The 24,090-nt window shown below is 68.2% G+C and carries 20 protein-coding genes; 6 read left to right on the plus strand and 14 right to left on the minus strand.

Translation table 11 applies throughout. The features are described from left to right. Window positions 1-7: 7 nt before the first annotated feature. Both FND50_RS31520 and FND50_RS31525 read left to right on the plus strand, forming a co-directional pair. Entirely contained in the window at window positions 8-1,717 is a 1,710-nt protein-coding gene (locus FND50_RS31520; protein WP_144288319.1) for an AMP-binding protein, read from the plus strand. After that, window positions 1,714-4,935: a carboxyl transferase domain-containing protein gene (locus tag FND50_RS31525; RefSeq protein WP_144288320.1), complete on the plus strand. Its 3,222-nt coding sequence runs from the start codon at window positions 1,714-1,716 to the stop codon at window positions 4,933-4,935. Before FND50_RS31520 ends, FND50_RS31525 begins: the two co-directional genes overlap by 4 nt. 32 nt (window positions 4,936-4,967) lie before the next feature. Here the strand turns inward: FND50_RS31525 and FND50_RS31530 are convergent, their stop codons facing one another. The 13 genes from FND50_RS31530 to FND50_RS37660 form a co-directional block, all read right to left on the minus strand. Then, window positions 4,968-5,957 (minus strand): MDR family oxidoreductase, encoded by a 990-nt coding sequence (locus tag FND50_RS31530; RefSeq protein ID WP_005572974.1) that lies wholly within the window; start codon window positions 5,955-5,957, stop codon window positions 4,968-4,970. Window positions 5,958-6,045: 88 nt separating this feature from the next. Next, on the minus strand, window positions 6,046-7,116 hold the full coding sequence (locus FND50_RS31535; RefSeq protein WP_186301175.1) for an L-idonate 5-dehydrogenase: 1,071 nt from the start codon (window positions 7,114-7,116) through the stop codon (window positions 6,046-6,048). A gap of 35 nt (window positions 7,117-7,151) precedes the next feature. After that, the gene (locus tag FND50_RS31540) at window positions 7,152-8,090 is read right to left on the minus strand and encodes a sugar kinase (RefSeq protein ID WP_144288322.1); all 939 of its coding nucleotides are present in this window, start codon (window positions 8,088-8,090) and stop codon (window positions 7,152-7,154) included. After that, complete coding sequence (locus FND50_RS31545) at window positions 8,090-8,704, minus strand: bifunctional 4-hydroxy-2-oxoglutarate aldolase/2-dehydro-3-deoxy-phosphogluconate aldolase (protein WP_144288323.1); 615 nt, start codon at window positions 8,702-8,704, stop codon at window positions 8,090-8,092. Before FND50_RS31545 ends, FND50_RS31540 begins: the two co-directional genes overlap by 1 nt. Continuing rightward, complete coding sequence (locus FND50_RS31550) at window positions 8,701-10,080, minus strand: MFS transporter (protein WP_144288324.1); 1,380 nt, start codon at window positions 10,078-10,080, stop codon at window positions 8,701-8,703. Before FND50_RS31550 ends, FND50_RS31545 begins: the two co-directional genes overlap by 4 nt. 51 nt (window positions 10,081-10,131) lie before the next feature. Next, window positions 10,132-11,667: a mannitol dehydrogenase family protein gene (locus tag FND50_RS31555; RefSeq protein WP_144288325.1), complete on the minus strand. Its 1,536-nt coding sequence runs from the start codon at window positions 11,665-11,667 to the stop codon at window positions 10,132-10,134. Window positions 11,668-11,672: 5 nt separating this feature from the next. Next, complete coding sequence (gene manD / locus FND50_RS31560; RefSeq protein ID WP_144288326.1) at window positions 11,673-12,890, minus strand: D-mannonate dehydratase ManD; 1,218 nt, start codon at window positions 12,888-12,890, stop codon at window positions 11,673-11,675. Continuing rightward, window positions 12,887-13,891 carry a 2-hydroxyacid dehydrogenase gene (locus tag FND50_RS31565; RefSeq protein WP_144288327.1) on the minus strand — a complete coding sequence of 335 codons (1,005 nt, stop codon included), beginning with the start codon at window positions 13,889-13,891 and terminating at the stop codon, window positions 12,887-12,889. Before FND50_RS31565 ends, manD begins: the two co-directional genes overlap by 4 nt. Further along, window positions 13,892-14,908, minus strand: coding sequence for a LacI family DNA-binding transcriptional regulator (locus FND50_RS31570; RefSeq protein ID WP_144288328.1), 1,017 nt, complete (start codon window positions 14,906-14,908; stop codon window positions 13,892-13,894). 113 nt (window positions 14,909-15,021) lie between these two features. Continuing rightward, on the minus strand, window positions 15,022-15,468 hold the full coding sequence (locus tag FND50_RS37915; protein ID WP_260850770.1) for a hypothetical protein: 447 nt from the start codon (window positions 15,466-15,468) through the stop codon (window positions 15,022-15,024). Between the two features lie 342 nt (window positions 15,469-15,810). Beyond that, entirely contained in the window at window positions 15,811-16,344 is a 534-nt protein-coding gene (locus FND50_RS37270) for a transposase (RefSeq protein ID WP_260851070.1), read from the minus strand. Beyond that, window positions 16,310-16,489, minus strand: coding sequence for a transposase (locus FND50_RS37275; protein ID WP_260851094.1), 180 nt, complete (start codon window positions 16,487-16,489; stop codon window positions 16,310-16,312). The genes FND50_RS37270 and FND50_RS37275 overlap by 35 nt, the downstream gene beginning before the upstream one ends. A gap of 69 nt (window positions 16,490-16,558) precedes the next feature. Further along, entirely contained in the window at window positions 16,559-17,314 is a 756-nt protein-coding gene (locus tag FND50_RS37660) for an LLM class flavin-dependent oxidoreductase (protein ID WP_313905294.1), read from the minus strand. A 140-nt stretch (window positions 17,315-17,454) separates the two neighbouring features. Here FND50_RS37660 and FND50_RS31590 point away from each other — a divergent pair, with 140 nt between their 5' ends. Beyond that, the gene (locus FND50_RS31590; RefSeq protein ID WP_144288329.1) at window positions 17,455-18,585 is read left to right on the plus strand and encodes a nitric oxide synthase oxygenase; all 1,131 of its coding nucleotides are present in this window, start codon (window positions 17,455-17,457) and stop codon (window positions 18,583-18,585) included. Here FND50_RS31590 and FND50_RS31595 read toward each other — a convergent pair. After that, on the minus strand, window positions 18,553-19,467 hold the full coding sequence (locus tag FND50_RS31595) for a LysR family transcriptional regulator (RefSeq protein WP_005261006.1): 915 nt from the start codon (window positions 19,465-19,467) through the stop codon (window positions 18,553-18,555). The genes FND50_RS31590 and FND50_RS31595 overlap by 33 nt on opposite strands. A 122-nt stretch (window positions 19,468-19,589) precedes the next feature. Here FND50_RS31595 and mdlC point away from each other — a divergent pair, with 122 nt between their 5' ends. Genes mdlC through FND50_RS31610 form a run of 3 tightly spaced genes read left to right on the plus strand, consistent with a single transcriptional unit; the run spans window position 19,590 to window position 24,070 of the window. Beyond that, a complete protein-coding gene (gene mdlC, locus FND50_RS31600; RefSeq protein WP_144288330.1) occupies window positions 19,590-21,176 on the plus strand; it encodes a benzoylformate decarboxylase in 1,587 nt (528 codons plus the stop codon). Between the two features lie 47 nt (window positions 21,177-21,223). Continuing rightward, the gene (locus FND50_RS31605; protein ID WP_186301176.1) at window positions 21,224-22,585 is read left to right on the plus strand and encodes an aromatic acid/H+ symport family MFS transporter; all 1,362 of its coding nucleotides are present in this window, start codon (window positions 21,224-21,226) and stop codon (window positions 22,583-22,585) included. A 27-nt stretch (window positions 22,586-22,612) separates the two neighbouring features. Then, window positions 22,613-24,070: an aldehyde dehydrogenase family protein gene (locus FND50_RS31610; protein ID WP_144288331.1), complete on the plus strand. Its 1,458-nt coding sequence runs from the start codon at window positions 22,613-22,615 to the stop codon at window positions 24,068-24,070. Window positions 24,071-24,090 lie beyond the last annotated feature (20 nt).

Here is a 24,090-nt window from a genome sequence, read left to right on the forward strand (position 1 = left end):
GTTCGGTATGCCCACTTCGCCTTCGAGTGACCCCACGGCCCTGGAATCGGCCCTCGCCGAGATCCGCGAACTCCAGGACGCCGCGTGGCCACCGCAGGTACCGCGGACAGTCGAGTACCCGATCGAGGGCCGCACCGTGATCGACTACCTGCGGCACTGGGCGACGGCACGACCGCAGACTGTCGCGATCGACTTCTACGGTCGTGCGATCACCTACGCCGAACTCGACGAACTGTCCGACCGTTTCGCCGGCTGGCTCCTGCAGCGGGGCGCGTCCGCCGGCGACCGCGTCGGCGTCCATCTCACCAACTGTCCGCAGTTCCATGTCGCCATGCTCGGGATCCTGAAGATCGGCGCCGTCCACGTCCCTATCAACCCGTTGTTCCGGGAGCACGAACTGGTGTATGAACTCGACGACGCCGGCGTGGAGATCCTGCTGACGCAGGATTCGTTCGCGGCCATGGTCGAATCCGTGCGCGGCCAGACGGCGCTGCGGCACGTCGCGATCACCGGCGTGTCGGATCTGCTGCCTGCCGAACCCAGCGTCACACCGCCGTTCGACTCGACCTCCGGGCCCACCGACTGGGCGGAGATCATGGACTCCCCACGTGCCGAGCCCATTCCGATGGACCCCGACGCGCTGGCAGCACTGAACTACACCGGGGGCACCACCGGGATGCCGAAGGGCTGCGAACACACGCAGGCGCACATGGTCTACACCGCCGCCACCGCGACACTGGCCGGCGGCAGGCAGGTGGGCGAGGCTCCCCCTGTGGTCCTCGGGTTCCTGCCCATCTTCTGGATCGCAGGCGAGGACTTCGGCATCCTGTACCCGCTGATCAACGGCGGCACCGTCGTGCTCCTCAACCGCTGGGACCCGGAGGCCGCGGCGACGCTCGTCGACAGTCGTGGGGTGACGTCGATGGTCGGGACGGTCGACAACTATGTGGAACTGATGGATCTGCCCGGCTTCACCGACCGAGACTTCTCCACCCTGGACAACGCGATGGCCGTGTCGTTCGTGCTCAAGCTCGACCCCGCGATTCGCGGCCGCTGGCGCGACGCCACCGGACACGTGCTGCGGGAGGCCAGCTACGGGATGACGGAAACGCATACCGCCGACACCATCACGCTCGGTTTCCAGACCGACGACGAAGACCTGCTCAGCGAACCCGTGTTCTGCGGACTTCCCGTTCCGGGCACCGACGTGCTGATCGTCGACGAGGCCGGGGCGCCCGTGCCGGTGGGGCAACCCGGACAGATCATCGTGCGCAGTCCGTCGCTGCTCACCGGCTACTACGGCAAACCCGATGCCACCACTGCTGCGCTCCGCGACGGATGGCTCCAGACCGGCGACGTGGGCAAGCTGAACGGCAAAGGCGCACTGCACTATCTGGCGCGCAACAAGGAAATGATCAAGACCAACGGGATGAGCGTGTTCCCGTCCGAGGTGGAGGCACTGCTCATGCTGCACCCTGACATCCAGTCGGCCGCCGTGGTCCCGAAGCCCGATCCGGGCAAGGGCCAGGTGCCGTTCGCGTTCGTCCAGCTCCTGCCCGACCGTCAGGTCTCGGGTGAGGAACTGCGGGAGTGGGCGGCCCGGAACATGGCCACCTACAAAGTCCCTACCGTCGAGGTGCTCGACGCCCTACCCATGACGGCGACCGGGAAGGTCCGCAAGGCCGACCTGTTCGCTCTGGCCGAGGAGTACAAGTGAACCTGCTGGTCGCCAATCGTGGCGAGATCGCGCTCCGCATCATCCGCACCGCCGAGGAGATGTCGGTCGACACCGTCGCCGTCTACGCGGAGGACGACGCGGACAGCCCCCACGTGCGCGCGGCAACCGAAGCGGTCGCGCTCCGTGGGTCCGGCCCGTCCGCCTACCTGGACGCTCGCGCCATTCTCGACGCGGCAGCGGAGTTCGGTGCCACGGCAGTACATCCCGGATACGGATTCCTCAGCGAGAACGCCGCTTTCGCACGCGCCTGCGCCGAGGCGGGACTGGACTTCGTGGGTCCGAGTCCTGAAGTGCTCGACATCTTCGGCGACAAGTCGTCGGCACGCGAGGCCGCCGTGGCCGCGAAGGTGCCGGTGCTCGCCGCGACCAACGGTCCCACCGACCTGGACGGCGTCCGCGCGTTCTTCGCGGAACACCCGGGCGGCATCATGATCAAGGCGCTCGCGGGCGGCGGCGGTCGCGGCATCCGTGCCGTCCGCAGCGCGGACCGGATCGACGAGGAGTACCGGCTGTGCGCGTCCGAGGCGCAACTCGGGTTCGGCAACCCCGCACTGTTCGCCGAGTCCCTTCTCGACGGCGCCCGGCACATCGAGGTGCAGGTGGTGGCGGCACCGCACGCGGGCGTGACGCGGGCCCTGGCCGTCGGTGACCGCGACTGCAGCGTGCAGCGCCGCCACCAGAAACTCGTCGAGATCGCCCCCGCGCAGGGGCTCGACCCGGGACTGCGCAGCGAAGTGCACGAGGCCGCGGCCCGGTTGTGCGCCAATGTCGGGTACCGAGGACTCGCCACCGTCGAATTCCTGGTGTCCCGGGACGGCTTCGTGTTCCTGGAGGTCAATCCCCGAATCCAGTTGGAGCACACGGTCACCGAGGAGGTGACGGGGATCGACCTCGTCGCCGTGCAGATCGACATCGCCCGGGGAGCCGACTTCGGGGAGCTGTCGTTGCCGGACGGCGTCAGCGCCGTGGGGCTCGACGCGTCGGGCACGCCCACTGCTGCGCGCGGGATCGCGGTCCAGGCACGGGTGAACATGGAGACGATGCGCCCCGACGGTCAGGCCGTCCCCGCCGCGGGCACCCTGTCCGTCTTCTCGCCGCCGACGGGACCGGGTGTGCGCGTGGACACCTACGGGCGGCCCGGACTGTCACCGAGTCCGCGGTACGACTCGCTCCTCGCGAAGGTGATCGTGCATTCGCGGGGCCCGTCGTTCTCCGCCGCGGTGCGTAAGGCCGATGCGGCGCTCGCCGAGTTCGTCGTCGAGGGCGTCCCCACCAATATCGGCTTTCTCCGGGCGATTCTGGCGGACCCCGGCTTCGCCGACGGCGTCGTCGGCACCGATCACCTCGCCGAGCGGATGAGTGCGCTCGTCGACGCCGCCCACGTGCACCAGCCGGCGGAGGTGTCGTCGGAGGCACTCGAGTTGCGGGTGGGTGAGGACGTGCTGCGCGCCCACATGGCCGGGACCGTCGTAGAGGCGGCCGGAGAAGGTGCGACCGTGGAGTCGGGTGCCCAGCTCGTGGTGCTCGAGGCCATGAAGATGCAGCACGTGATCGCCGCGCCCGCCGGTGCGGTGGTCGAGCGGAACCTGGTGGCGCCCGGGCAGACTGTCAACGCCGGCGACCCCCTGGTCGTGATCCGTCGCACGGGATCGGAGGCCGGCGACGTCGCCGACAGCGCAACCGATCTGGACCGTGAGCGTGCGGACCTGGCGGAGATCCGGCAGCGACACGAGGTGACCCTCGACGCCGCCCGGCCCGCCGCGATCGCGAAGCGCACGAAGCTCGGGCGGCGCAGCGCACGGGCCAACATCGACGATCTGGTCGACCCCGGCAGCTTCGTCGAATACGGACCTCTCGTCCTGGCCGCGCAGCGTAGCCGCCGATCCGAGCAGGACCTGATCGAGAACACCCCCGCCGACGGGCTCGTCGCCGGGCTCGCCACCGTCAACGGTGCCGTGTTCGGTTCGCGCGACGCCCAGGCGGTCGTGCTGTCCTACGACTACACGGTGCTCGCCGGAACCCAGGGCATGCGGAACCACGCGAAGACTGACCGGGTGATCGAACTCGCCGGCCGCAAGCAGGTCCCGGTCGTCCTGTTCGCGGAGGGTGGCGGCGGGCGGCCCGGCGACACCGACGCCGGACCGGCAGCAGGATTGGACCTGAACACCTTCCGGTCGCTGGCGGCGTTGAACGGGAAGGTTCCGCTGGTGTCGGTGGTCTCCGGCCGCTGCTTCGCGGGCAACGCCGCCCTCGCCGGAGTCTGCGACGTACTCATCGCCACCCCCGACGCGAACATCGGCATGGGTGGCCCGGCGATGGTGGAGGGCGGTGGACTGGGTGTGTACCGGCCGGAGGACATCGGGCCCGTCGACGTGCAGCGGCGCAACGGCGTCATCGATCTGCTCGCCCGGGACGAGGCGCACGCCGTCGAGCTGGCCAAGAAGTACCTGTCGTACTTCCAGGGCGCACTCCCCGAGTGGGAAGCCCCCGACGAGCGGCTCGCACGCCACGTCGTCCCGGAGAACCGGTTGCGCGCCTACGACGTTCGCAGTGCCGTGGAATCCATCGCCGATGTCGGCTCGGTCCTCGAATTACGCCGCGACCACGGCGTCGGCATCGTCACCGCGCTGATCCGGGTGGAGGGTGCGCCGTACGGGCTGGTCGCGAACAGCAGCCACCACCTCGGCGGCGCGATCGACGCGGTCGCGGCGGACAAGATGGCCCACTTCCTGGAGCTGTGCGAATCGTTCGGCCTGCCCATCGTCTCACTGTGTGACACACCGGGATTCATGGTCGGACCCGATTCGGAGAAGGAGGCCACGGTTCGCCGCTTCGGCAATCTGTTTGTCGCGGGCGCGCGGATGACCGTGCCGTACGGAACGATCATCCTGCGCAAGGGGTACGGCCTCGGCGCGATGGCCATGGCGGGCGGCTCCTTCCACGCGTCCGAGTTCACGGTCGCGTGGCCGACCGGCGAGATCGGGGCCATGGGACTGGAAGGCGCGGTGCGGCTCGGATTCCGGAAGGAACTCGAGGGCATCGACGACCCCGCCGAGCGCGACACCGCGTTCGCGCAACTCGTCGACGCCGCCTACCAGCACGGGAAGGCACTCAACGCGGCGACGATCTTCGAGCTCGACGATGTGATCGATCCGGCCGACTCCCGTGCCTGGATCGTGCGCCTCCGGCGCCCGTGAGTACTTGTTAACCGCGGGACGTTAATAAGTACTCACGGGGCGACGCCCACCACGGCCCGGCCCGAGTAGGTGCCGGCCCGCACCTGGTCGATCACCGAGACGACGTCCGCGATCGGAACGTCGTGGGTGATCGACTCGAGCCGGGACGGCGCGAGGTCGGACGCGAGACGGCCCCACAGCCGGCGCCGCTGCTCGATCGGGTACTGCACCGAGTCGATGCCGAGCAGGCTGACACCGCGCAGAATGAACGGCAGGACCGTGGTCTCCAACTTCGGTCCGCCGGTCAGCCCACTCGCCGCGACCGCACCGCCGTACTCGATGGTGCTGAGCACGTGCGCGAGGGTGGCGCCGCCCACGCAGTCGACCGCGGCAGCCCACTGGGCCTTGCCGAGCGGACGCGGTTTCGTGTCGGGCTCCGGGAGGCGGCCGATCACCGTGCTCGCGCCCAGTTCGGTGAGCAGTTCCGCCTTCTCCGGCTTTCCGCTCGACGCGACCACCTCGAAACCCGCCGCGGACAGCAGGTCGACGGCGACGGTGCCGACGCCGCCACTCGCACCGGTCACGAGCACCGGACCGTTGCCCGGCTCGACCCCACGGGACAGCAGCGCCTCCACGCTCATCGCGGCCGTGAAACCGGCGGTACCGATCGCGGCGGCGGTGCGGGTGGACATGCCGTCGAGTTTCACCACCCAGTCGGCCGGGACGCGGGCGAACTGCGCGTACCCGCCGTGACGGGCGGTGCCGATATCGTAACCGTGCGCGATGACCGTGTCACCGACGGAGAACTCCGGGGACTGCGACTCGACGACGGTGCCCGCCACGTCGATGCCGGGCACGATGGGGTACTCGCGGACCACGCCGCCCTTCGGTGTGAGCGCCAGTGCGTCCTTGAAGTTCACGCTGGAGTACTCGACCTGAATGGTGACCTCGCCCTGCGGCAGGAACGACTCGGCGACCGTCTCCTGGGAGAGGCCGATGGCGCCCTCGTTCTCGCGAGCGATCCACGCGGTGAATTCCTTCATCAGCTTGCTCTCCTGACCTCGGGGGTGCGTCGAGACCATCATGCGACAGCCGTGCCCCGCAGACGAGGCCGGGGCGACGTTCCCCGGATCAGAACCGCAGGAGCACCTTGCTCGACGAGGACGCATCCCTGGCCGACGCGAACGCGGTGAGCGCATCGGCGACGTCGTACTCGGCCGTGACGATCGGATCCACCACCAGCGAGCCGTCGGCGAGGGCGGCCACCACCTCGTCGATCTCGTCGTTGAACCGGAACGAGCCGACCAGATCCAGTTCCCGGGTGATCGCGATCGACATGGGTACCGGCTGATCCCCCGAGGGAAGCAGACCGACCATCACGACCCGGCCGCCGCGGGCCGTGCCGTGGATTGCCGATGCCAGACCGCGATGGTTGCCGGAGCATTCGATGGTGACGTCCGCTTCCACCGCCGCGACTGCGTCGGCATCGGTGGCGGTGAGTGTCGCGTCCGCACCCACGGCGCGCGCGATCCTCAGCGGGTACTCGTGCATGTCCACCGCCGTGATCTTCCCGGCGCCCGCTCGCTTCAGCACCGCCACGACGAGCGCGCCGATGGGCCCGGCACCGATGACGAGGACCGACCGGTCCTTCACCTCCCCTGCCCGCGCGACCGCGTGCCACGCCACGCTCGCCGGCTCGGCCAGTGACGCCAGACGAAGAGCGAGGCCGGCGGGAAGAACCCGGAGCATGCGGGTCGGGACGGTGACGTGGCTGACGAACAACCCGTCGGCGTGCGGGAAGTGCGCCGCACTGCCCAGGTACGTGCATCCGGGGGAAATATTGGGGCGATCGGCTGGATACTTCGCGCTGTCGCCGCCGGGGGTCGCGGGATGGATGGTGACGGGGGTGCCGGCGCCGGGACCGCTTCCGTCCGTCGCGCCGATCAGGACGGTGCCCGACGCCTCGTGTCCGAGCCGCATCGGTGCGCGAAGGATCGACTCGCCGGCGGCGCCGTGCTGCCAGTAGTGCAGATCGGATCCGCAGATCCCGCCGTAGGCGATGCGGATCACCGCTTCGTCCGGCTTCGGTGCGGCGATCGGCACCTCCTCCACGCGCAGGTCCTGCGCACCGTGGGCGACGACCGCCTGCGCGTGCGTCGGAATCTCGGTGGCGTGTGAAGCGGTGGTCGGGCTGGTGTTCATGCGTGGAGTCCAGTTCTGTCGGAGATCGGAGCTGGTCATCTGGTGACGGGTTCCGTTGTGGTGAGGAGGCCGAGTTCGTCCCGGTGTGGCATTCCCTCCCAGTCGCCGGACACGGTGCACGCGAACGCCCCGACCGTGACAGCGGTTCTCAGACGGTCGGCGGGTGCCTCACCGGCCAGTCGTTCCGCGAGGTAGCCGGCGACGAAACCGTCTCCGGCCCCGACGGAGTCGATCACGCTCACCGGCACCGCGGGCAGGGAGTACGTCTCTCCGTCGACGATCGCCAGGCATCCCTGGTCTCCCAGTTTCAGGATGCTCTCGCGTGGTCCGAGGTCGCGGACACGGGCGACGAGTTCGTCGGGGGTGCCGTCGCCCACCGCAATGGCGGCCTCGTCCTCACCTGCGAAGACGATGTCCGACAACGCGATCAGCTCACGGAAGACGGGGCCCGCGTCGTCCGGCGACCACAGCGCGCGGCGGTAGTTGAGATCGAACGACACCGGAATGCCCAGTGCGCGTGCCCGTTCGGCGCAGTGCAGGGTGGTCTTCCTGGCGGTGTCGGACAAGGCGGGGGTGATGCCGGTGACGTGCAGCAGGGACGCCGACTCGAGACGGTCGTCCGCGATGTCCGACATCGTGAGCCGTGACCCCGCGCTGCCGGTCCGGTAGTACCAGACGCGGGTGGCGCTGGCGGTTCGCCGCTCCTTCACCATCAGTCCGGTCGGAGCGTCCGGATCGCGGATGACGTCGGCGGTGATTCCCTCGGCCCGGAGTTCCCGTTCGATCAGGTCGCCCAGGCTGTCCTGGCCGACGCGCCCGATCCAGGTGACGTCGACGCCGAGTCGCCGCAAGGCGATCGCGAAGTTCGATTCGGCGCCGCCGATTCCCAGATGCAGTGTCGATGTGTGGGCGAGGGCACCGGTGTCCACCGCCCTGGTGAGGGCCATCGTCTCGCCGAACGTCAGCACCGTCATCACACGACCTCCAGTTCGGCGACGACGTCGGCGAGGCGCCGGCATCGTTCGGCCAGCTGCCTGAGGTCGCCACCGCGGAGTGCGTCCCCGATCAACGGTCCGCCGAGGCTGACCGCCGCCGCTCCGGCCGCGAACCACGCGGGGACGTCATCGATGCCCACCCCACCCGAGGGGACGACCTGGATGGTGGGGAAGGGCCCGCGCAGGTGCCCGATGTACTCCGGCCCGACCACCGACGCCGGGAACAGCTTCACGGCAGTGGCACCCGCGTTCCATCCGGTCCACAGCTCGGTCGGGGTGAATCCGCCCGGGTAGATCGGAACTCCGGCACGCACTGCCGTCGCGATGACGTCGAGGTTGGTCGTCGGCGTCACGAGGAAGTCGGCTCCCACGTCGAGGGCAGCGCGCGCCTGGTCGACGGTGGTGACCGTCCCGACCCCGATCTCGACGCCGTCGGGTGCGGCGCGCCGGATGCTGCTCAGGGACTCGAGGGTTCCCGGCGTGCTCATCGTCAGCTCGACGGCGCGCACGCCGTTCTCGGCGAGGACGTTCACCACCGGGGCGTACCGGTCGGCGTGCGCGGCACGCAGCACCGCGATGACGGAAGACGTCATGCCGCCGTCACCTCACGGTCGGTGGCGTTGGCGGCCAGCGTGAGGTCGCGGTCGCGGGTTTCCGGTGCCATCACCGAGGCGATCAGAACGGTCACGGCCATCAGGATCATGTAGACGGCCACGGGGATCCACGAGCCCGAGAACGCCGTGACGAGCGCCGCACAGATCAGCGGTGCGACACCGCCGCCGAAGATCGAGGCGAATTCGCGGCCGAGTGTGACGCCGGCGTAGCGGTAGCGGGAGCCGAAGATCTCCGGGAAGTAGCTCATGGTGACGCCGACGGCGCCCTGGCAGGCCAGGATGAAGCCGACGATCATCGCCATCGTGATCAGCAGATGCGAGCCGGTGTTCAGGGCCAGGAAGGTCGGCACCGGCAGGATGATCAGGGCGACCACGATCGAGATGTACACCGGCTTGCGGCCCACCCGATCGGACAGGCGGCCGAACCCGTAGGCCGCGATGCCGCCGCAGATGGCCCCGACCAGCAGCACCTTGGGAATGAACGTGGGGTCGACGTGCACGTCGTTCTTGAGGTACGAGGCCATGAACACCTGGTACGTGTACGACTGCGCGCTGATGCCGATGGTCATGAACATGACGATGAACAGCGGCTTCTTGCCGTTCGCGAAGATCTCCTTCACCGGCGTCTTCGGAACCTGGTGCTGCTCCTTGAGTTCCTGGAACACCGGGCTCTCGTTGAGCTTGCGACGAATGACGAACGCGGCGACTGTGACGAACAGACTGCTGATGAACACGAGACGCCAGCCCCAGGACATGAGCTGCTCTTCGGGCAGGAGCTGCGCGGCGATCCACGCGACTGCGCCGAGCGCCGTGCCCAGTGCGGCTCCCGTCATCACCAGGGCGGCGAGCCGACCTCGCCTGCCTATCTGCGCCGTCTCCGTCAGAAGTGTTGCACCGCCGGACTGTTCGGCTCCCGCTCCGAACCCCTGGAAGAATCGGCATGCGACGAGGAGAGCAGGTGCGAGCAGCCCGACCTGACTGTAGGTGGGCAGCAGGCCGATACCCAGTGTCGCGCCGCCCATCAGCATCAGCGTCGCGACGAGCACCCACTTGCGGCCGAGACGTTCTCCGTACCGCGAGAAGAACAGGCCGCCGAGCGGCCGGGCGAGAAACCCGACGGCGTAGGCGCTGAAGCTCGCGAGGATGCCCGCCGCGGGCGAGATGTTCGGGAAGAACAGGGTGTTGAAGATCAGCGCCGAAGCGGTGCCGTAGATGACGAAGTCGTACTGCTCGAGCGTGGTGCCGATGAGCCCCGCCCACGCCGCCCGGCGGACCGCGGACGGGTCTGCCTGGGGTGTACCGCCACCGCGGCCGGGAGTTTTCGGGTTCACCGTGGGGTCGAGTGTAGTGTCCATGGATTCCTCCATTGGTGGTTCCCGGAAGTGTCCGGGCAAGGGGTGAGGGAGTCAGATGGTCGCGCTGGACCGCAGCGACGGGGTCGTCCCGAGGTCCGGGACCGGGTCGGATGCTTCGCCTGCGGCGACTGCCGGCCCGTGGCGGACGATGATGTCGACGAAGTCGGCGATCCGCGAGACGAAGTCGGCGTGCGAAGCGAGAGTGCTGGGAAACAGACCTCCGTCGAGGAAGACGGAGCGAACGAATTCTGTAGTGGAAGCGGCGTTGTCGGCCATTCCTGCCAGGCGCGGTCGAGCGGGGTCGGTCATGGATCGTGCGTGGGGGCCGGGATCGAACCCGGGCGGCGGGGCGATGCAGCAGAGATATGCCGCCACCGTCAGAGAAAGGTACTGCGGGACGGTACCGCGGCCGAGATGTTCGAGCGCGGGGATAGGGATGCGCTGCGCCAGTTTGACCGATCCGTCGGAGCCGACCTGCGAGGTGCGATGTCCCAGAGCGGTATTGGACCAACGCGAGAACAGCTGCCGGATGTAGTCGTCCGTGTCCACCGATGCGGGAACGGTGACCGTCGGCAGGTACTCGTCGCAGAGGATCCGCCGCGCGGCGTCCTCGACGAACGGCTGCGCCACGGACTCGGGGATGGTGGCGCGCCCGTCGAGTGCGCCGAGGTAGGCGATGAGCGAATGCGTCCCGTTGAGCAGTCGGACCTTCATCAGCTCGTACGGCTCGACGTCGTCGGTGAACAGCGCGCCACCGTGCTCCCAGGCGGGACGGCCGGCGGCGAACCGCTTCTCCATGACCCACATCGTGAACGGCTCCGCGGGGACGGCGATCGTGTCGCGCACGCCGAGGTGTGCCAGCGCCGCCTCGTTGTAGCGGTCCGAACCGGACGGCACGATCCGGTCCACCATCGAGTTGGGGAACGTCACGGACGAGTTCATCCAGGACAGCAGGTCGTCGCGGAGAGGCGGCGCGAAGGTGCCGACGAACTCGCGTACGAGCCTTTCGGTCTGACGCCCGTTGGACAACAGGTTGTCGCAGCTGAGAATCGTGACCGGGGCGCCGTGCGTGCTCGCCCGCAGGGCCAGTCCGCGGGCGATCTGCCCGATCGTGGTGCGGGGCGTCCGCACCTCGCCGAGGTCGCGGCGAACGGCACCGGAGTCGAGGTCGAGGGACCCGGTCTCGGGTGACACCGTGTACCCGTGTTCGGTCACCGTGATCGTGACGATCTTCGTCGCCGGGTCCGCGATCGCGCGGACGACGGACTCCGGGTCCTGTTCGGCCACCAGGGTCCCGGTGTGTGAACCCGGGACGCTCACACGAGAACCCTCCGGCGAGATCTCGACGACGCTGTACAGGAGGTCCTGCGCGTTCATCGCATCGGCGACGGTGCTCGAGCGGCTCGCCACACCGAGGATGCCCCACGGTCCCGGTTCGCGTTCCATCGCGAGCGCGGTGTATACCGCCTGGTGCGCGCGGTGGAAATTGCCGAGGCCCAGGTGCACGATCCCGGTGCCTTCCGGCACCCGCCGGTGGATCAGTGCCGCGGCGGGAACGTTTCGGCGCGAGAGTGTCGGTTCGGACATGCTCGTCACCAATCCGTCATGGAGCCGTCGCGGCGCCGGGCGACCGGGAGGTAGGCCTGCTCGTACGGATAGTGCTCCGCGAGTTCCTCGTTCATGCTCACTCCGATGCCCGGAACGTCGCCGGGGGTGAGGTGCCCGTCCGAGAACGACCACGCGTGGGGGAAGACCTCGCTGACGAGCGGGTCGTAGCCCATGTACTCCTGGATTCCGAAGTTCGGCGTCGCAAGACCGAGGTGCAGGCTCGCGCCCAGGGAGATCGGCGAGACGTCCGACGGGCCGTGCGGGCCGCCGCGAATCTGGTACACCTCGGCGAGCGCGAGGATCTTGCGGACGTGGCTGATTCCGCCCGCGTGGACGATGGCCACCCGGATGAAGTCGATCAGCTGCTCGGTGATCAGGTGCTGGCAGTCCCAGATCGTGTTGAAGACCTCCCCGATTGCCAGGGGTGTGGTGGTGTGGTTGCGCACCAGACGCAGCGCGTCCTGGTTCTCGGCGGGCGTGACGTCCTCGAGCCAGAACAGGTCCACGTGTTCGACCGACTTCCCCAGCCGCGCGGCCTGCTGCGGGGTGAGCCGATGGTGGGCGTCGTGCAGCAATTTGAGGTCGGGGCCGACGTGTTCACGGACCGCTTCGAGGATCCGCGGTGCATGGTTGAGGTAGGCATCGGTGTCCCATACTTCCTCGACCGGGAGTGCGCCGCGGCTCGCGGGCTCGTATCCGGCGGCGCCCTGGTGCACGCCGTACACCGAATCCAGGCCGGGAACCCCGGACTGCACTCGAATCGCCTGGAAGCCCTTCGCGCGCTTGGCGTCGACGGAGTCGAGTAGCGCGGGCGCGTCCCACCCGGTCGCGTGGGTGTAGGAGAGCACCCGGTCGCGGACGGCGCCGCCGAGCAGCTGGTATACGGGCTGGCCGAGGGTCTTGCCCTTGATGTCCCAGAGTGCGACGTCCACGGCTCCGATCGCGGCCATCGTGACGGGCCCGCGCCGCCAGTACACGCCGCGGTAGAGGTACTGCCAGGTGTCCTCGATCCGCGCCGGGTCGCGCCCGATCAGCAAGGGCGCGACATGGTCCCGGAGATACGACGCGACGGACAGTTCACGGCCGTTGAGCGTGGCGTCACCGTAGCCGACGACGCCGTCGGCCGTGGTGATCTTGAGGGTGACGAAGTTGCGGGTGGGGCTGCAGATCAGCACGTCCGCGGAGATGATCTTGTCGGTCATGCCCGTGATCCTTTCGAGCCGACGGCGGGGGCGACGACGTTGCGCAGTTGCTCACCGCGTGCGAGTCGAGTGATGTTGTCGGCGATGTCGTCGACGCGGCCGACGAAAGTCTGTTGTGAGACTCCCGAAGAATGCGGTGTCATCAGGATGTTGGGGAGTTCGGAGAACGGCAGAGCGCTGGGCCTCCCTCGACCGTCGGGTCCGGGATAGTCGTACCAGACGTCGATGGCGGCGGCCGCGATGGTCGACGAGGACAGTGCGTCGAACAGTGCCTGCTCCTGGACGAGAGGTCCACGGCCCACATTCACCAACACAGCGTCGCTACCGAGTGCGCGCAATTCGTCGGCGCCGATCATGCCCCGCGTACGGTCGTCGAGCGGTGCGGACACCACGACGACATCGGATTCGACGAGGAGACGCCCGAGTTGGGACACGTCGGCCGCCCAGTCCAGTCCCGCACTCGGCGCGTCGACGTTGCCACGACCGGTCACGGCTGCTCCTGTCGCGCCGAATGCTCGGAACAGATTCCACGTGGCGTGGCCGATGTGGCCGAAACCCACGAAGCCCACTCGCGCGCCCTGCAGCGAATTCGACTGCGTGAGGCGGTCGTCGTAGACCGAGGTCGCCCAGACGCCCTGCCGGAGTGCCTTGTCCTGCGCGACGAAGCCGCGTCGAAGCATCACCGCGGCCGCCACGACGTATTCCGCGATCGACTTCTCGTGATGGAAGGTGTTCGCCACCAGCACGTCCTGCGCCAGGGCATCGAAGGTGATGTTGTCCGTGCCGGCACCGGCGACGTGGACGAGGCGCAGCCTCTCGGCAGCCGACGCCATGGACGGTGTGAACTTTCCCCCGACGTAGACGTCGGCGTCGCGCAGATCCTCGATCAGGGCAGCCTCGTCGAAGCCACCGTGCCAGGACAGCCGCGAATCGGACGGAACTGTGGCATCGAGCCGGGATCGGTGCGGAATCAGGTTGCTGTCGGCAACAACGATTTTCATCTAGTGGCTCTCTTTTCCGGGGCGAAACACCCGATCGTGCGCCGGTCCGGCCGAAGCCCGGACGACCAGTTGAGTGGGGAGATGGATTTCTCGGATATCGGAGTCCGGCTCGTTCGCGCGCTGGAACACGAGGTCCAGACTCAGCACACCGGCTCGTGCCATCGGCACGTTGATGCTCGTGAGCGCGGGGCTGGCGAGTTCGGCCAGCGGCGAGTCGTCGATGCCGACGACGCTCAGGTCCGCCGGCACCGAGAAGCCCATTGCGCGGACGCCGTTCATCACTCCGATGGCCATCGGATCGTTGTGGGTGATCACGGCGCTCGCGCCCGTCGCGATCACGCTCGCCGCTGCGGCATGACCGCCCGCGAGGGTTTCCTGCTGCCAGCCGAGCAGACTCAGCTGCACATCCCTGGCCTTGCAGAATTCCTCGACCGCGGCGACCCGACGCTGGTTCGACCAGGACTGCGGCGAACCCTGGACGTAGGCGAGGTGCTCGTGCCCGAGGGCGACGAGGTAGTCGATGGCCTGGCGAATTCCGTCCTCGGAATCCGCCACGATGCAATCGCATTCGGGTGACGAGCGGTTGACGAGTACCAGGGGGGTGTCGCCGGCGAGCTGCACGATGTCCGATGCGGGCAGCCGCGGAGCGCAGACCACGAGCGCGTCGACGCGCCCCTGCAACTCGCCGAGAACCTCACGCTCACGGTCGGCGCTGCCGTCGGTGTCGGTGAGGAGCACCGTCTGGCGCCGGTGCCACCCCTGAGCCTGCGCCGCCTTCACGAAGCTCGCGAACACCGTGTGTCCGATGTCGGGCACCACGACCGCGACGGTGGTGGCGGTGGGGCGCACGACGTCGGTGCGGGTCGGTGACGCCGCCCGGTAGCCGATCTCGTCGGCGACCGCGATGATCCGCGCGAGCGTGTCCGGTCCGATCCGGTCCGGGGCACTGAACGCCCGCGACGCGGTGGACAGGGATACCCCTGCGCGTTGTGCGACCTCGGTCAAGGTGGGTGCCACGGTGCTACCGCCTCGCTGTTCGTTGTGACTGCCGACACACACTATCCACCGGCTTGCGCAAGATTGTCAATAGTTGCGCAAGGCTTGCAGCAAACCGTGTGCGTCGTGGGTGTTCACACGTCCAGGAGTGACAACTGCTGATCGGATTCGAACAGCGCGGCCCGGTCGAACGTCGACGTCGAGGCCGGCAGTTCGTCCGCGCCGGTACGCGCGGCCAGGGCCTCGAGCGCGACCCGCACCTGCTCGGCGGTGCCGTGGACCGACGACGCGATCGAGGCCTCGACCTGTTCGCGCAGCCGCGGCGTCCACGCCCTACCCCGGATGTCCGCGACCGATTCGAGCGGCGGGAACTCGCCGGTCCGGCTCGACTGCGCCAGCGCCCACGCCTCCGGAAGCAGCAGTTCACGGGCTCGATCTTCGTCCTCGGCGACCATGACCTCGAGCGAGACGATCACGTACGGGGACGGATTCCCCGCGGACGGGACGAAGCTGTCGCGGTACCGGTCGAGTTCCGGAACGCGGGCGCCCGGCGCTCCGAGGATCGGCCCACCGACCACCACCCGGCAGACCCGCCTTCGCGGCGAACTCGAGCCCGCGCCGGGTAGCGAGAACGAACATCGGCGGTGGACTCGTCACGTGGGGCCGGGCCGTCACGGCGCCCGCGCCCTCGAGGTAGCTCCGCACCTCGTCGAGGTCGTCGGCGAACGTGTCGGGGGCGTTGCGGTCGCGACGCAGCGCCTCGCGTACCGGCTTGGTGAACCCAAGCGACCGTCCGACGCAGGTCGATCCGGCCCGGGTACATCGCCTCGAGCTTGACGTCCTCTCGGCCGTGAACGACCGAGGTTCCCCTCGAGACTCGGGTCCCGAGGTTCCTGTTTCACCGACAGTCGCCACCCCGCACGTTAGGTGCGGGGCGGTCTCACACCATCTCCGCAGGCTGCCACCGCCAGTCCGACGGCCAAAATGTTCCTCGCCGCATTCACATCCCGATCATGGACGACGCCGCATCGGCACGTCCACACCCGCACGTCCAGCGGCATCGCCGACGCGACCTCCCCGCACACCGAGCAGGTCTTCGACGACGGATGAAACCGGTCGATCACCACCACCCGCCGCCCGTACCAGTCGGCCTTGTACTCGAGCATCGACCGGAACTCGGACCAACTCGCATCGGAGATCGCCCGAGACAACGACCGATTCTTGACCATGTTCCGCACACTCAGATCCTCGATGGCGATCACTTGATTTTCGCGCACCAGTCGAGTGGAGAGTTTGTGCAGATAATCGCGACGCCGATCGGCGATCCGGCCATGAATCTTCGCGACCTTCAGTCGGGCCTTGGCCCGGTTCCGGGATCCCTTCTGCTTCTTGGCGAGCACCCGCTGCGCCTTCGCCAGCCGCTCACGGTCCGTGCGCTCGTGCCGCGGGTTGGTGATCTTCTCCCCCGGTCGAGAGCGTGTAGAGGCTCGTGATCCCGGCGTCGAGCCCGACCACCCGACCGGTCGACGGGGGCTCGGCGATCGTGTCCTCGACGAGGATCGAGATGTGGTACTGACCGCGAGCATTGCGCGACACCGTCACCTGCGACGGCGTAGCCCCCTCCGGTAGCGGCCTCGACCACCGGATATCGAGGGGTTCGGACTGCTTGGCCTACCGGATCTGCCCGCCGCGGTAGGTGAAGCAGTTCGAGTAGTAGGTTGCCGACTCCTTCGACTGGGCCTTCCTCTTGAATTGCGGGTGGCGGGCCTGCTTGCGCCAGAACCTGTCGAACGCGCCCTGCAACTGCCGCAGCGCCTCCTGCAGCGGCCCCTTCGACGGCTCCGACAACCACTCCGTCTCGGCATCCCGCTTCCATCCGGTGAGCATCTTCGAGGTATCCGCATAGGTCACCCGACGCCGCTCCTGCGACCAGGCACGCGTCCGCTCCGCCAACGCCCGGTTGTAGACATACCGGGTGCACCCCAACGTCCGAGCAAGCTGTTCCGCCTGCACCGCAGTCGGATAGAAACGGTACTTGAACGCCCGCCTCACCACCCTCCCCGCCATGACCCGGACACTAGCCACACAGTCCGACAAACCAGATCGGCTCACCCGGACCTGAAGGACCGGGTTTGCGCCGAAAGACTCACGCATCAGGAACTGCTCGGCCACCACGAGAGGCTGATGATTCGGCAGCATCACACCACCCGAGCCCAGCCGGATCCGATCGGTGCGGGCGCCGAGGGCAGCGAGCAGCACCGGCGGCGACCCACTCGCGATGCCCGGCACGGCGTGATGCTCGGCCACCCAGAACCGATGGAACCCCAGTTGCTCGGCATGCACCGCCCGCTCGATCGTCCCGGTCAGCGCGGCAGAGTCGGGCGCACCCCGGCGTGCGCGGGACCGGTCCAGAATCGACAGCTTCACCCCGGGGCCTCGGTCCGCCTGCCGGCGGTATTTCCTCACCCTGTCCCCACTCGGTGGACGAGTGTGCGCGCTTCGCTGACATACTGACCGCCGCACGATCCACGATCGCTGGGAGGTCAATGGTGAGCAGCACAGGGACTATGTCGTCCTCGCTGGACGTCACGTCGCGGTCCGCAGCGCAGATGCGGGAGTGCGCAGAGTTCTTCAGTGAGCCCGAGCTGGCCCACCTGCCCACGGCCCGCCTCGCGGACGCACTGGAGTCGCTGGCGGAGACGGGCCGCTACGAGCACACCGTGGAGGAACTGGAAGTCGGCTCGCAGCTGGCCTGGCGCAACCACGCCCGGTGCGTCGGTCGCAAGCACTGGCGCACGCTGAAGCTGATCGATGCCCGGCACGTCACCACCGCGGACGAGATTGCGGAGGCGTGCTGGGAGCACCTGCGGGTCGCGACGAACGGCGGTGCGCTGCGCTCGGTCATCACGGTCGGTCCGCTGCCGCTTTCCGACGGTCGCGAGTACAAGATCGTCAGCCCGCAACTGATCCGGTACGCGGGCTACCGCCACGCGGACGGGACGGTGACCGGGGACCCCGCGCAGGTCGGCATCACCGAGGCGGTGACGAAGATGGGGTGGCGGGGCGCAGGCACGCCGTTCGACGTGCTGCCGCTGCTGGTCAGCACACCCGACGAGACGCTGCGCTGGTACGAGATTCCATCCGAGCTGGTGCTCGAGGTCCAGATCGAGCACCCCGATTACACGTGGTTCGCCGATCTCGGTCTCAAATGGCATGCGGTGCCCGCCGTGTCGAACATGAGTTTCTCGGTCGGCGGGCTGACCTACCCGCTCGCCCCGTTCAGCGGGTGGTACGTGAGCACCGAGGTCGGGGCCCGCAACCTCAGCGACCAGGATCGGTACGACATGCTGCCCGCCATCGCCGAACGACTGTGCCTGGACACGACGTCGGAGCGAACGCTGTGGCGGGACCGCGCACTGGTCGAACTGAACCGCGCCGTGATCCACAGTTACCGGCAGGCCGGTGTGCACATGGTCGATCATCACACCGTCGCCAAGCAGTTCATCAGCCACGTCGAACGAGAAGAGTCACTCGGCCGGAAGTGCCCCACCGACTGGTCGTGGATCAACCCGCCGATGTCGGCGGCGCTGACGCCCACCTTCCACCGGCTCTACGACGCACCCGACATGGACATCCGCCCGAACTTTCTCCCGGCCGCCACTGCATCAGGATGTCCAATCGGCGGCGGGAGCCTGTAGGACGTCGGCTATCAACTCCCGCAACCAATCGACGCCCGGCGACGGGAGAGCCCGCCGCACGGTAAAGAGCGACACCTCGACGTTCGGTATCTCGACAGGTAGCGCGAACGTGCGGACGGGCGAGGACCGGGTGAACAGTTCCGCGACCCGGCTCGGCACCACGGCGAGGTGCCGGGTCTGCGCCACCAGTTCCGGCAGCACCGCGAAGTGCGGTACCCGCACGGCGATGTCACGGCGACGCCCCATCCGCGCGAGGGCTTGATCAGCGTCCACGTGCCCAGCGGCGGCGTCGACGACGATGTGCCGTTCGGCAAGGAAATCGTCCAGTCCGGGTTCGACTCCGATCCGCGGATGCCCGAGTGCGCACAGTCCGAGATAGCCTTCCCGAAACAGGGGGTCGCGGCGCAGATCCGGCGCGTCGATACGCGGTGTGCAGATGACGGCGTCAGCACGACCCTGACGCAATTCCTCTGCAGCACTGGCAAAATCGAGCGGCGTTACTTGCACGGCGCAGCCGGGAGCGCGGGTTTCCAGCGCGGCGAGCACTCCGGGGAGCAGTGAAATCTCCCCAAGATCGGTGGCGCAGATCCGAAAGGTTCGGTCCGACGTCTCGGCGTCGAATTGACCGACACCGGAGACGGTCTCGTCGATGACCTCCAGCGCCTGATGCAATTGCGGGTACATACTCGCCGCCAGAACCGTGGGCGCCAAGCCGTCCGACGACCGGATGAAGAGGTCGTCGTTGAACTGCCGCCGCAGTCGGCGGAGCGAATGGCTCACCGACGGCTGCGTGATGAACAGCAGCTCCGCCGTACGGGTGACGCTCCGCGTTTCATACAGCAGCACGAAGGTCCTGATGAGGTTGAGGTCCACGTCGGCCATACCGATAATATAGATCCTGTCTATGTGCTGATCGACAGTATTCATTGGACCTATAGGACGCGGCTCCCTACCGTGGTTCACGTCACACCGCGAGAACCATGCGAAGAAATGGAGAACACCTGATGGCCGACGTCAGCGAAGCGACCTATGACCTACTGCGGGCGCATGGCCTGACCACGATCTTCGGCAACCCCGGATCGAACGAGCTCCCCTTCCTCGCCGGGATGCCCGACGACTTCCGCTACATCCTGGGTCTGCACGAAGGTGCCGTCCTGGCGATGGCCGACGGGTACGCCCAGGCCCGCGGCGGCGCGGCCTTCGTCAATCTGCACGCCGCCGCGGGCACCGGCAACGCGATGGGCGCGCTCACGAACTCGGTCTACTCCCACAGCCCGTTGATCATCACCGCCGGGCAACAAGTCCGCTCGACCATCGGCCAGGAGGTGATGCTCGCCAACGTGGACGCGCAGTCGCTGCCGAAACCCCTGGTCAAGTGGTCCTGCGAGCCGGCGTGCGCGCAGGACGTGCCGCGGTCGATCAGCCAGGCCATCCACATCGCGAACCTGCCCGCGAAGGGTCCGGTCTATGTGTCGGTGCCGTACGACGACTGGGCGCAGGAAGCACCCGCCGAGACGAAGCACCTCCTCACCCGCGCCACAACCGCTGCCGGTTCCCTCAGTGCGGATCAACTCGCCACCCTCGTCGACGCCCTCGACCGCGCCGAGAACCCGGTCCTCGTACTCGGACCGGAAGTCGATGCCGAGTACGCCAATGACGACGCGGTCCGTCTCGCGGACGCACTCGGCGCCCCCGTCTGGATCGCGCCGTCCCCGTCACGATGCCCGTTCCCCACCCGCCACCGCAGCTTCCGCGGGGTCCTGCCAGCCGCCGTCCAGGGCATCACCGACGCACTGGTCGGCCACGACCTGATCCTCGTCGCGGGAGCACCCGTGTTCCGGTACCACCAGTTCGTCCCCGGCGAGTACCTGCCCGACGGCGCCCGGCTCATCCACCTCACCAGCGATCCCGGCGAGGCCGCCCGCGCCCCGATGGGTGACGCACTGGTCGGCGGTGTGCGGGATGCGTTGTCCCGCCTCGCCGACAGCGTGACGCCGGGCCGCCGCCCGGTCCTGCCGCCGCTACCCGACATCCCGCAGGCCAGGACGTCGTCCGAGCGCGTGCATCCGGAGGAGCTGTTCGAACTGTTGCGCGGCACTGCGCCGGACGACGCCGTGTACGTCAAGGAGTCGACGTCCACCACCGGTGCCTTCTGGTCGCAGGCCGACGTCTCCCGCCAAGGCAGCTACTTCTTCCCCGCATCGGGCGGGCTTGGATTTGGACTGCCCGCCGCCGTCGGTGCCCAGCTGGCGAATCCGGACCGTCAGGTGATCGGCCTGATCGGAGACGGCTCGGCCAACTACGGCATCACCGCCCTGTGGACGGCCGCGCAGTACGACATTCCGGTGATCATCGTCATCCTCAAGAACGGGACCTACGGCGCACTGCGCTGGTTCTCAACGGTGCTGGGGTCCGGCGAGACCCCCGGCATGGACGTTCCCGGGATCGACTTCACCGCCATCGCTGCGGGGTACGGCGTGACGGCCACCGGGGTACGGACCGGCGACGACTTCGTCCGCGCCTTCAAGACCGCCCTCGGCAGCGGAAAGCCTGCCGTGATCGAGGTCGAGACCGACCTCACCGAGCCGTGACAGCCCCACTCGTTCCCACGGCAGCAACGCTGCCCCGCATCGGGAGTATGCCCTTGTCCCAGAACCCGCTGTCCCAGAACACAGTTACCTCGATCATCTCCAACGCCCGACTGCGGCCGTTCCATTATGGTGTCGTAGCCCTGTGCTCACTGCTGATGATCATCGACGGATACGACATGGTCTCGTACGGCACCGTGATCGTCCATCTGATGGACGAGTGGAACATGGACCCGGTCACCGCCGGTACCCTCGGATCCGCGGCGCTCGTCGGCATGCTGATCGGCGGACTGTTCGTCGCCCCGCTCGCCGATCGGTACGGCCGCCGTCCGCTCATGCTCATCTGCGTGACGGTGGCGAGCGTGGCGTCGTTCAGCTGCGCCTTCGCCGGCGCCCCGGCGCAACTCGGCATTCTCCGCCTCGTCGTCGGTGTGTCGCTCGGCGCGCTCGTACCCAACTTCACGGCACTGATCGCCGAGCTCGCCCCACGCACGTCGAAGGCACTGCTCGTCACGTTCGTGTCGTCGTTCTACTCCGTCGGTGGCATCGCCGCCGCGGTGTTCGCAATCAACGTGGAGCCGCTCTGGACGTGGCGCGGTGTGTTTTACGTCGCCGGTCTGCCGCTCCTGTTGCTACCCGTTCTGCTGAGGTACCTGCCGGAGTCGCCGGAGTTCCTCGCCATCAACGGTCGTCAGGACAAGCTGGAGGCTGTGCTGTCCAAGGTCGACCCGGGTCGCGACCTGAGCGACGTCGTGGCCACGCCACGTCCGGAAGCTCGGAAGGCGCCCGTCGCCCAGCTCTTTACCAACGGAAACGCCCTGAACAGCTTCCTGATTTGGGTCTTCTTCGCGATGTGCATGTTGTTGAGTTACGGGCTCAACACGTGGCTACCGAAACTGATGCAGACCGCCGGCTACGCTTTGAGTTCCGCGCTGTGGACCCTGGTGGTGCTGAATCTCGGTGGCATCGCCGGCGCGATATTCGGCGGCTGGCTGGCCGACCGCTGGTCCTACCGCAACACCCTGATCACGTATTTCTCCCTGGCATCCCTGTCGCTGGTGGGACTGTCCTTCGACCCAGCCGCCGCACTGCTCAACGTGCTGCTGTTCGTCGCCGGTGCGGCGACCATCGGCGCGCTCGCCATCATCCACGCGTTCGCCGTCGAGTTCTACCCGACCGAGGTACGGTCGACGGGCGTCGGGTGGGCTGCGGGCATGGGACGGATCGGTGCGATCGGTGGCCCCACCCTCGGCGGCGCGCTCCTCGCTCTTCATCTACCGTTCCAGCAGAACTTTCTCGCCGTCGCCGTCCCGGGAGTCGTCGGCGCGGTCGCGGTGGCAATCGTCGCCAAGCGGAAGTTCCGCTCACCCCGCACCGAATCCGCGGCGCCATCACCCGTACTCGCGCCCTGACCGACCTCACCGAAAGAAGGATCGACCATGAGCCTGCTCGACATCGACTGGGAGAAGAAGGTCTTCACCGGCAGCTGGACCGCCGCCGAAGGCGCGTTCTCAGAGGTCGTGGAGCCCGCGAGGGGTAGCACCCTCGGTCACGTCGGCACCACGACCGCCGCCGACGTCGCCGCGGCCTGCATCAAGGCCGCCGAGGCCCAGCGCCGCTGGGAGAAAATGCCTTTCGAGGATCGGGCCGCGATCCTGCGCCGCGCAGGTCAGCTCTTCGAGGAGCACGCCTCCGAGATCGAGACGTGGATCGTCCGGGAGGCCGGATCGATTCGCGCGAAAGCGAGCCTCGAGACGCACGTCGCAGCGCAGGAATGCTACGAGGCCTCGGCGTTGCCTTCGCATCCCAAGGGTGAGGTGCTCCCGTCCGCCGACGGACGTCTGAGTTTCAGCCGTCGGATCGCGGCGGGTGTCGTCGGCGTGATCGCTCCGTTCAACTTCCCCCTGATCCTCTCGATCCGCGCAGTGGCACCCGCACTGGCACTGGGCAACTCAGTGATTCTGAAACCCGACACCCGGACCGCAGTGTGCGGCGGTGTGGTGCTGGCGGCCGTGTTCGCGGCCGCCGGGGTACCGGACGGCGTCTTCCAGATGCTGCCCGGCGGCGCCGATGCCGGTGCCGCCCTCGTCACCGACCGGCACACCCGCGTCATCGCGTTCACCGGCTCCACGTCGGCGGGACGGAAGGTCGGCCAGGCCGCGGCCGCGCACCTCACGCGGGCACACCTCGAACTCGGCGGCAACAACGCCCTCATCGTCCTTCCCGACGCCGACGTCACCAAGGCTGCGTCGGCCGGAGCCTGGGGCGCGTACCTCCACCAGGGCCAGATCTGCATGGCCGCAGGCAGGCACCTGGTCCACGAATCGGTTGCCGACGAATACGTGGCGGTGCTCGCCGAGAAGGCCCGAGCGCTCCCCGTCGGCGACCCGTACACCAGTGAGGTGGCACTCGGCCCCATCATCGACGCGGTGCAGCGCGACAGCATCCACCGACTCGTGACCGAGAGCGTCTCGGCCGGAGTGACCCTCGTCGAGGGCGGCACCCACGACGGGCTGTTCTACCGCCCGACCGTCCTCGACCACGTGCAGCGCGACACCCCCGCGTTCTGCCAGGAAGTGTTCGGCCCTGTCGCTCCCGTGCTGCGCTACTCGACGATCGACGAGGCCGTCGAGATCGCGCGCGACACCGAGTACGGATTGTCGCTGAGCGTCCTCGGCTCGGATGCGATGGCGGCCTGGGAAGTTGCGCAGCAGATTCCCACCGGGCTCGTGCACATCAACGACCAGACCGTCGGCGACCACGCCCACATCCCGTTCGGCGGAATGGGATCCTCCGGAAACGGCGGACGAGTCGGCGGCGTCGCAGCGAACCTCGAGGCGTTCACCGAACTCCAGTGGGCCACCATCCAGGGGCCGATTCAGCAGTACCCGTTCTGATCGGACAGGCTGACACCCTG

The sequence above is a fragment of the Rhodococcus sp. WB9 genome, assembly GCF_007558985.1.
Classification (GTDB): Bacteria; Actinomycetota; Actinomycetes; order Mycobacteriales; family Mycobacteriaceae; genus Rhodococcus_F; species Rhodococcus_F opacus.